The organism is Micromonospora sp. NPDC048839 (genome assembly GCF_040649915.1).
Lineage (GTDB): Bacteria > Actinomycetota > Actinomycetes > Mycobacteriales > Micromonosporaceae > Micromonospora.
This window is the reverse complement of the sequence record NZ_JBEZGL010000026.1, coordinates 92,370-99,862: the sequence shown is the minus strand read 5'-3', so window position 1 is coordinate 99,862 and position 7,493 is coordinate 92,370. Positions and strand designations below refer to the sequence as shown.

The window sequence follows — 7,493 nt, the reverse complement described above, 5'->3', positions numbered from 1 at the left end:
GACCGCGCTTGGGTTGATCGCCTCGACTTTCTTGAAATCGGGGTATCCATGAGCGCGGGACACCACGATTTCAGCAAACCCGAGTCGATCAACGCTCTCGCGATCACGCTGCCGTGGTCTTACCAACGCGCTGACCCACTACGACCAGGATGGTCGCGCGATCTTGCCGCCGGGTGGCCGGGCGTCGGGGTGGTTCGGTGGTCTGGTCTGGTCTGGTCTGGTCTGGGCCGGGGCGGTCGGCCGGGTGGGGTCAGTTGCGGGACTGCATGCCGGCGCGGAGGTTGCGCAGCAGGCCACCGGCGTCGCTGACCGACCGGCCCGGGAACATCGCCATGACCACGCTGCCGTGGTCGGCCCACCCGCACACCGCGAAGTCGCCACCCTCACCGCTGGTGCTACCGCACTTCAGCACGCCGCCCAGGTCCCCGGCGGGCATCTCGCGTAGGCCGGTCACCGCACCTGTCTCGTCGGACATGAGGCCGAACAGGCTCTCCAGGTCCCGCTCGGGCTGCCAGAGCAGGGTGGTGCCGCCGAAGACGAGCACGGAGCGCTTGTCGTCGGCCGGGTCGCGGTAGACCGTGCCGAAGCTGCGGTCCAACTCGATGTCCGCCGCCAGGCCGCTGCGCAGGTAGTCGGCCGTGCTCTTCGCTCGTTCGCTGTCGTCCCGGGTCAGGCCGGCGACCTGCGGAGGCGAGGTGAGCTCGGTGTCCTTCTGCTGCGCCACCCGCCACCCGGCGGCACCCAGCACCCCGGCGCCGGCCAGGCCGACCACCAGCGCGACCGTCCAAGCGATCTTGCGCCGTCTCGACCAGCCGCTCGATCGTTCGTCGGCGTCGCCCCCGGAGTCGCGGGTGCTCAGCTGGATCGGCTCTTCGGTCAGCTCGACCGGCTCGCGACCGCCGTCGAGCGACCGCTCGGTGAGATGTGCGTCGGACATAGCCGACACCGTACGCGAACCACAGGTGGCGCACGTCAGGTCCGCGGAAGCCCTCCGTAGACTTGTCAGGTGACCGAGAGACTGGATGCCCGACGCCCCGACGCCCCGACCCTTGCCGGCCAGTACCAGCCCGGCGAGGTAGAGCAGCGACGGTACGAGCAGTGGGTAGCCGCCGGGCACTTCCGGGCCTCCGCCGACAGCGACAAGCGCCCGTTCGCCATCGTCATCCCACCGCCGAACGTGACCGGCTCACTGCACATGGGCCACGCGTTCGAGCACACGCTGATGGACGCGTTGACGCGGCGCAAGCGGATGCAGGGCTTCGAAGCGCTGTGGCTGCCGGGCATGGACCACGCCGGCATCGCCACCCAGAACCTGGTGGAGCGTCAGCTCGCCGCCGAGGGCCTGTCCCGGCACGACCTCGGCCGGGAGAAGTTCGTCGAGCGGGTCTGGCAGTGGAAGGCCGAGTCCGGCGGGGCGATCCTGGGGCAGATGCGGCGCCTCGGTGACTCCGTCGACTGGGACCGTGAGCGTTTCACCATGGACGAGGGGCTGACCCGCGCCGTCCAGACGATCTTCAAGAAGCTCTTCGACGAAGGGCTCATCTACCGGGCCAACCGGATCATCAACTGGTGCCCGCGGTGTCTGACCGCGCTCTCCGACATCGAGGTCGAGCACACCGACGACGACGGTGAGCTGATCTCCATCCGCTACAGCGACGAGGTCGTGGTGGCCACCACCCGGGCCGAGACGATGCTGGGCGACACCGCGGTGGCGGTCCACCCGGACGACGAGCGCTACCAGCACCTGATCAGCACCGAGGTCGAGCTGCCGCTGACCGGCCGGCGCATCCCGATCGTCGCCGACGCGCACGTCGACCCGTCGTTCGGCACCGGCATGGTCAAGGTGACCCCGGCGCACGACCCGAATGACTTCGAGATCGGCCAGCGACACGACCTGCCCGCGATCACTGTCATGGACGAGCGTGGGGTGATCACCGTGCCCGGCCCGTTCGAGGGGCTGGACCGGTTCGAGGCGCGGCCCGCGATCGTGGCGGCGTTGCGTGAGCAGGGTCGGATCGTCGCGGAGAAGCGGCCGTACGTGCACGCGGTCGGGCACTGCTCGCGGTGCAAGACGACGGTCGAGCCGCGGCTGTCGTTGCAGTGGTTCGTCAACACCGGACCGCTGGCCCAGGCCGCCGGCGACGCGGTGCGCGACGGTCGGGTCCGCATCGAGCCGGCCGAGCTGTCCAAGCGCTACTTCGCCTGGGTCGACAACATGCACGACTGGTGCATCTCCCGCCAGCTGTGGTGGGGGCACCGGATCCCGGTCTGGTACGGCCCGCAGGGCGAGATCGTCTGCGTCGGCCCGGACGAGCAGCCGCCGACCGGCGACGGCTGGCGGCAGGACGAGGACGTGCTGGACACCTGGTTCTCCAGCGCGCTCTGGCCGTTCTCCACGCTCGGCTGGCCGGAGCAGACCCCTGACCTGGCCAAGTTCTATCCGACGAGCGTCCTGGTCACCGGCTACGACATCCTGTTCTTCTGGGTCGCCCGGATGATGATGTTCGGCCTGTACGCGATGGACGGCAAGCAGCCGTTCGACGTGGTGGCCCTGCACGGCATGGTCCGCGACGAGTACGGCAAGAAGATGTCGAAGTCGTTCGGCAACGTCGTCGACCCGCTGGACTGGATCGACCGGTTCGGTGCCGACGCCACCCGGTTCACCCTGGCCCGGGGCGCCAACCCCGGCCAGGACGTGCCGGTCAGCGAGGAGTGGTGCCAGGGCTCCCGCAACTTCTGCAACAAGCTGTGGAACGCCACCCGGTTCGCCCTGATGAACGGTGCGCACACCACGGGCGACCTGCCGCCGGCCGATCGGCTCTCCACCGTCGACAGGTGGATCCTGTCCCGGCTGGCGCACGTCACCGCCGAGGTCGACGAGCAGTTCGAGGCGTACGAGTTCGCCAAGGTGTGTGATCTGCTCTACCACTTCGCCTGGGACGACGTCTGCGACTGGTACGTGGAGCTGAGCAAGCCGGTGCTCGGCGAGGGCGGTGAGCGGGCCGAGACCAGCCGTCGGGTGCTCGGGCACGTGCTGGACCAGCTGCTGCGGCTGCTGCACCCGGTCATCCCGTTCGTGACCGAGGAGCTGTGGCTCGCGCTGACCGGTGGCGAGACGGTGCAGACCGCCGCCTGGCCGGTGGCCGACCGGTCGCTCGTCGACGACGCCGCCGAGGCCGAGTTGGCCAGTGTGCAGCGCGTGGTCACCGAGATCAGGCGGTTCCGCTCCGATCAGGGGCTGCGCCCGACCCAGCGGGTGGCCGCCCGGTTGGACGGGCTGGCCGGGGCGGGCATCGACGCCCACGAGCCGCTGATCCGCTCCCTGGTCCGGCTGGACCCGGCCGGAGACGATTTCCAGGCCAGCGCCACGCTGGCCATGCCCGGCGCGGTCGGTGTCGCGTTGGACACCCGGGGGTCGATCGACGTGGCCGCCGAGCGGGCCCGGTTGACGAAGGACCGGGCGGCGGCCGAGAAGGAGGTCGCGCAGGCTCGGGCGAAGCTCGACAACCCGGCCTTCATCGGTAAGGCCCCCGAGCCGGTGGTCGCCAAGATCCGCGACCGGCTCGCCACCGCCGAGGCCGACCTGGTCCGGATCGACGCTGCTCTGGAGACGCTTTCCTCGTGACCGACCGTACCGAATTCGCCGCCGTCGAGGCCGAGCTCAACGCCCGTGGCTTCACCCGCATGGTCTTCGAGCTGGGCCGGATCGAGTCGCTGCTGGACCTGCTCGGCAGTCCCCAGCGGGCGTACCCGGCGATCCACCTCACCGGCACCAACGGCAAGACCTCCACCGCACGGATGATCGACTCGCTGTTGCGGGCGCACGGGCTGCACACCGGGCGGTACACCAGCCCGCACCTGGAGACCGTCCGGGAGCGGATCAGCCTGGACGGGGAGCCGGTGAGCGAGGAACGGTTCGCGGCCGTGTACCGGGAGATCAAACCGCTGGCCGAGCTGGTGGATGCGCGGTCCGACGAGCCGCTGACGTACTTCGACATGACGACCGCGTTGGCGTTCGCCACGTTCGCCGACGCGCCTGTCGACATCGCGGTGGTCGAGGTGGGCCTGGGCGGCGCGGAGGACGCCACAAACGTCATCCAGGCCGGGGTCTGTGTGATCACCCCGATCGGGCTGGACCACACCGAGTGGTTGGGTGACACCCTTCAGGACATCGCGCTGGCCAAGGCCGGCATCATCCACCCGGGCGCCACGGTGATCGCCGCGGCACAGGAGGAGGAGGCAGCCGGTCCTCTCCTCGATCGCAGCGCCGAGGTCGGGGCCACCATCGCCCGGGAGGGCGCCGAGTTCGGCGTACTGGGTCGGGCGGTCGCGGTCGGCGGTCAGGTGCTCAGCCTGCAGGGCCTGGGCGGCGTCTACGACGACGTGTTCATCCCGCTGCACGGCGCCCACCAGGCGCAGAACGCCGCGGTGGCTCTCGCCGCGGTGGAAGCGTTCCTGGGCGCCGGGGCTCGACGCCAGCTGGACGTCGAGACGGTCCGGGAGGGCTTCGCCTCGACCAGCTCCCCGGGTCGGTTGGAGCGGGTCCGTAACGCGCCGACGATCCTGCTCGACGGCGCGCACAACCCACACGGCATGAAGGCCACCGTCACCGCGCTCCAGGAGGAGTTCGCGTTCAGCAAGCTGGTGGCGGTCGTCGGCGTACTCGCCGACAAGGACGCGGAGGCCATGCTGGAGTTGCTGGAGCCGGTGGTCGACCAGGTGGTGGTCACCCGCAACAGCTCGCCACGGGCGATGCCGACCGAGGAACTCGCCGCGCTGGCCGCCGAGATCTTCGGCGAGGAACGGGTGGACTCGGCCGAGGAGATGCCGGACGCCATCGAGCTGGCGGTGGCCCTGGCCGAGGAGGACGTCCCCGGCGAACTCAGCGGGGTCGGGGTGCTGGTCACCGGCTCGGTGGTGACGGTCGCCGATGCTCGTCGGCTGCTGAAGCGATGACCGACCCGCAGCGGGACCCCCACGCCACCGATGACCCGGCCGACCAGGGCTCGCCGGCCGATCCGTCCGTACCGGGGGAGCGCGTCGCCGGGCAGCCGCGACGCTCCGGGTTGCGCAATCCGGAGCGGGCGGTACGCGGCCTCGGGGCCGGCACGCTCAGCCTGGAGGCGCTGGTGCTGCTGCTCGCCATCCAGCCGATCCGTGTGGTCGGCGGTGATCTCAGTGGCGCCGCCATCGGTGCCGTGGTGGCACTTGCGGTGGCCGCCATCGTGGTCGCCGGCATGATGCGCCGCCCCTGGGCGTGGCACGCCGGCACGGTGCTCCAGGGACTGCTGATGCTTGGCGGTCTGCTGCACTGGTCGCTGCTCGCCCTGGGCATCATCTTCGCCCTGGTCTGGGCGTACGCGCTGCACGTCCGCCGGGTCATCCTCGGCTGACGCCGGACCGGTCAGCGGCCAGGCGAAGCGGGCCGGGGTCAGGCCTCGGCGCGTTCGCGCCACTGGGTGAGCGCGATGCCGTGGCCGTCCGGGTCGCGGAACGCCGCCGCCCACACCTCCAGCTTCGAGCCCCGGTTGACCACCCGGGGCGCGTACGTGAATCGGACGCCCGATCCGCGCAACCGTTCGTACGCCGCTTCGATGTCGTTGACCTCAAGGTTGACGTGCACCAGGCGGCGGCTGATGGGCGCCGCGCCGGTCACCTCGCGCAGGACGAGCCGGGTCGTGCCGGAGGCGAGTACGGCGTTGCCGGCGCCCCGGTCGACCTCGGTGAAGCCGAGCACGTCGCGGTAGAAGTCGAGCGACCGGGACAGGTCGGTCACCAGCAGGGTGAGACCGACCCCGCTGATCGGCGCGCCCGGATCGGCGGTCGCGCCCGATTCGAACCCGAAGATCGCCTGGTCCAACTCCTCGTCGGTGACCGTCTCGCGTCCCGCCCCGGCGGGTGAGGGGTCGTCGAGCGGGAGGTCGAGCGGGTCCAGTGGGTCGGTCGCGCCCGGCCCGGACCGCTGGGCGGGCGGCGGGTCGACGCGCTGGGCGGGCGGCGGATCGACGCTCTCGCTGGGTGGGTCGAAGGGGTCCCCGGGGGACGGGGTTGCCCGGTCGTCCTCCGGCAGGTCGTACCGCTCGTCGAAGTGCTCCTCAGCGGGCGGGCGTGGCGCCGGGGTGGCCCGCCGGGGCAGCCCACCACTGGCCTGCTGCTCGACGAGGACGCCTTCCAACACCACCGGGCCACCCGGGCTCTGGTGCATCACCACCGGCTCGCGCTCCTCGGGCACGACGCCCAGGTCGTCGCGCAGCGGGTCGTCGCGCAGGGGGTCGGTACGCAGGTGATCGGCGCGTACCGGATCGGGGCCGAGTGGGTCGCGGTAAGGGTCGCCGAGCGGGTCGCGGAAATCTTCCCGGAAATCGTCGTCCGGCCCTCGGTCGGCCCATGGCGGGGCATCCTGCTGGATCAGCACCTCGTCCATCGCGTCGGCGTCGGCGAACTCCGGCGGGAGGTCGGCGACCGCGGCGGCGGTCTCGGCGTGGGTCGGCACCTCGTCCCAGAGGACCTTCACGTGCCGCTGGTCGTCCAACGCGACCCGGATCGGCAGGGTCTGGCCCAGCGACGGCCACTTGGAGACCGGCACCCGCGGCTCGATGATCTTCTTGGACCGGGGTGGCAGACCGGGCGCGTCGAGCACCAGTTGCAGTTCGCAGCGGCCGAACGCGTACTGGGTGGGTGGTTCGGAGGCGCTGTGCACGTGCCCGACACCGACCACCCAGGTGCGCCCGCCACCGCGTACGGTCGCCAGCGCGATCGCCAGCACCAGCAGGGCGACCCCGAGGGCCACGATGGCCCAACTGGTCATGCCCAGCCCGAAGAGGACGACGAACGTGGCCACGGTGCCCAGCACTACGCCGACCAGCTTGCGTACCGGCGCGATGGGTCGGTTCCCGCCATTCGCCACAGTGGACCTCCCGGGGTCAGGCCCAGGCTAGGCCGGATCGGCCACCGGGCGAAAGACCGGCCGCCGCGCCGGCGCCGGGACCGGGTCGCTACGCTGACCGTACCGATCCCGAGCGTTCAGCGTGCACAGGAGGAACCCAGCGTGTCCAGCAACAGCCCGGATGAGCGCAGCCTCGTTCTGATCAAGCCCGACGCGGTCCGCCGTGGCCTGGTCGGCGAGGTCCTCTCCCGCTTCGAGCGCAAGGGGCTGCGAATCGACGCGATGGTGCACCGGACGATGGACGCGACGCTCGCCGACGAGCACTACGCCGAGCACGTCGACAAGGCGTTCTACCCGCCGCTGAAGGATTTCATGACCAGCGGTCCACTTGTCGCGCTCGTGCTCTCCGGCGACCAGGTCATCGACGTGGTCCGCGGGCTGGTCGGCGCCACCGACGGCCGCAGGGCCGCCGCCGGCACCATCCGGGGCGACCTGTCGCTGTCCAACCGGGAAAACCTGGTGCACGCCTCCGACTCGACGGACAGCGCCAAGCGCGAGATCGCGCTCTGGTTCCCCGAGCTGGGCTGACGCTCCCCGAGCCGGGCCG

General features: G+C 71.1%; 6 protein-coding genes. 4 read left to right on the top strand and 2 right to left on the bottom strand.

Annotated elements, in window-relative coordinates; translation table 11 throughout:
* Window positions 1-250: 250 nt before the first annotated feature.
* The gene (locus AB0C25_RS33035) at window positions 251-937 is read right to left on the bottom strand and encodes a hypothetical protein (protein WP_357378543.1); all 687 of its coding nucleotides are present in this window, start codon (window positions 935-937) and stop codon (window positions 251-253) included.
* A 69-nt stretch (window positions 938-1,006) separates the two neighbouring features.
* Here AB0C25_RS33035 and AB0C25_RS33030 point away from each other — a divergent pair, with 69 nt between their 5' ends.
* The 3 genes from AB0C25_RS33030 to AB0C25_RS33020 are packed head-to-tail and all read left to right on the top strand — an operon-like array spanning window position 1,007 to window position 5,393.
* The gene (locus tag AB0C25_RS33030) at window positions 1,007-3,625 is read left to right on the top strand and encodes a valine--tRNA ligase (RefSeq protein ID WP_357378541.1); all 2,619 of its coding nucleotides are present in this window, start codon (window positions 1,007-1,009) and stop codon (window positions 3,623-3,625) included.
* On the top strand, window positions 3,622-4,956 hold the full coding sequence (locus AB0C25_RS33025) for a folylpolyglutamate synthase/dihydrofolate synthase family protein (protein ID WP_357378539.1): 1,335 nt from the start codon (window positions 3,622-3,624) through the stop codon (window positions 4,954-4,956). The genes AB0C25_RS33030 and AB0C25_RS33025 overlap by 4 nt, the downstream gene beginning before the upstream one ends.
* Complete coding sequence (locus AB0C25_RS33020; protein ID WP_357378537.1) at window positions 4,953-5,393, top strand: DUF4233 domain-containing protein; 441 nt, start codon at window positions 4,953-4,955, stop codon at window positions 5,391-5,393. The genes AB0C25_RS33025 and AB0C25_RS33020 overlap by 4 nt, the downstream gene beginning before the upstream one ends.
* Before the next feature lie 38 nt (window positions 5,394-5,431).
* Here AB0C25_RS33020 and AB0C25_RS33015 read toward each other — a convergent pair whose 3' ends face one another.
* Window positions 5,432-6,907 carry a VOC family protein gene (locus AB0C25_RS33015; protein ID WP_357378535.1) on the bottom strand — a complete coding sequence of 492 codons (1,476 nt, stop codon included), beginning with the start codon at window positions 6,905-6,907 and terminating at the stop codon, window positions 5,432-5,434.
* 141 nt (window positions 6,908-7,048) lie between these two features.
* Between AB0C25_RS33015 and ndk the strand changes: the two genes are divergently transcribed.
* The gene (gene ndk / locus AB0C25_RS33010; RefSeq protein ID WP_357378533.1) at window positions 7,049-7,474 is read left to right on the top strand and encodes a nucleoside-diphosphate kinase; all 426 of its coding nucleotides are present in this window, start codon (window positions 7,049-7,051) and stop codon (window positions 7,472-7,474) included.
* The last annotated feature ends 19 nt before the right edge of the window (window positions 7,475-7,493 follow it).

Coding starts and splice junctions, on each gene's coding strand:
- AB0C25_RS33035 (WP_357378543.1), bottom strand. CDS start 937: ATGTCCGACGCACATCTCACCGAGCGGTCGCTCGACGGCGGTCGCGAG.
- AB0C25_RS33020 (WP_357378537.1), top strand. CDS start 4,953: ATGACCGACCCGCAGCGGGACCCCCACGCCACCGATGACCCGGCCGAC.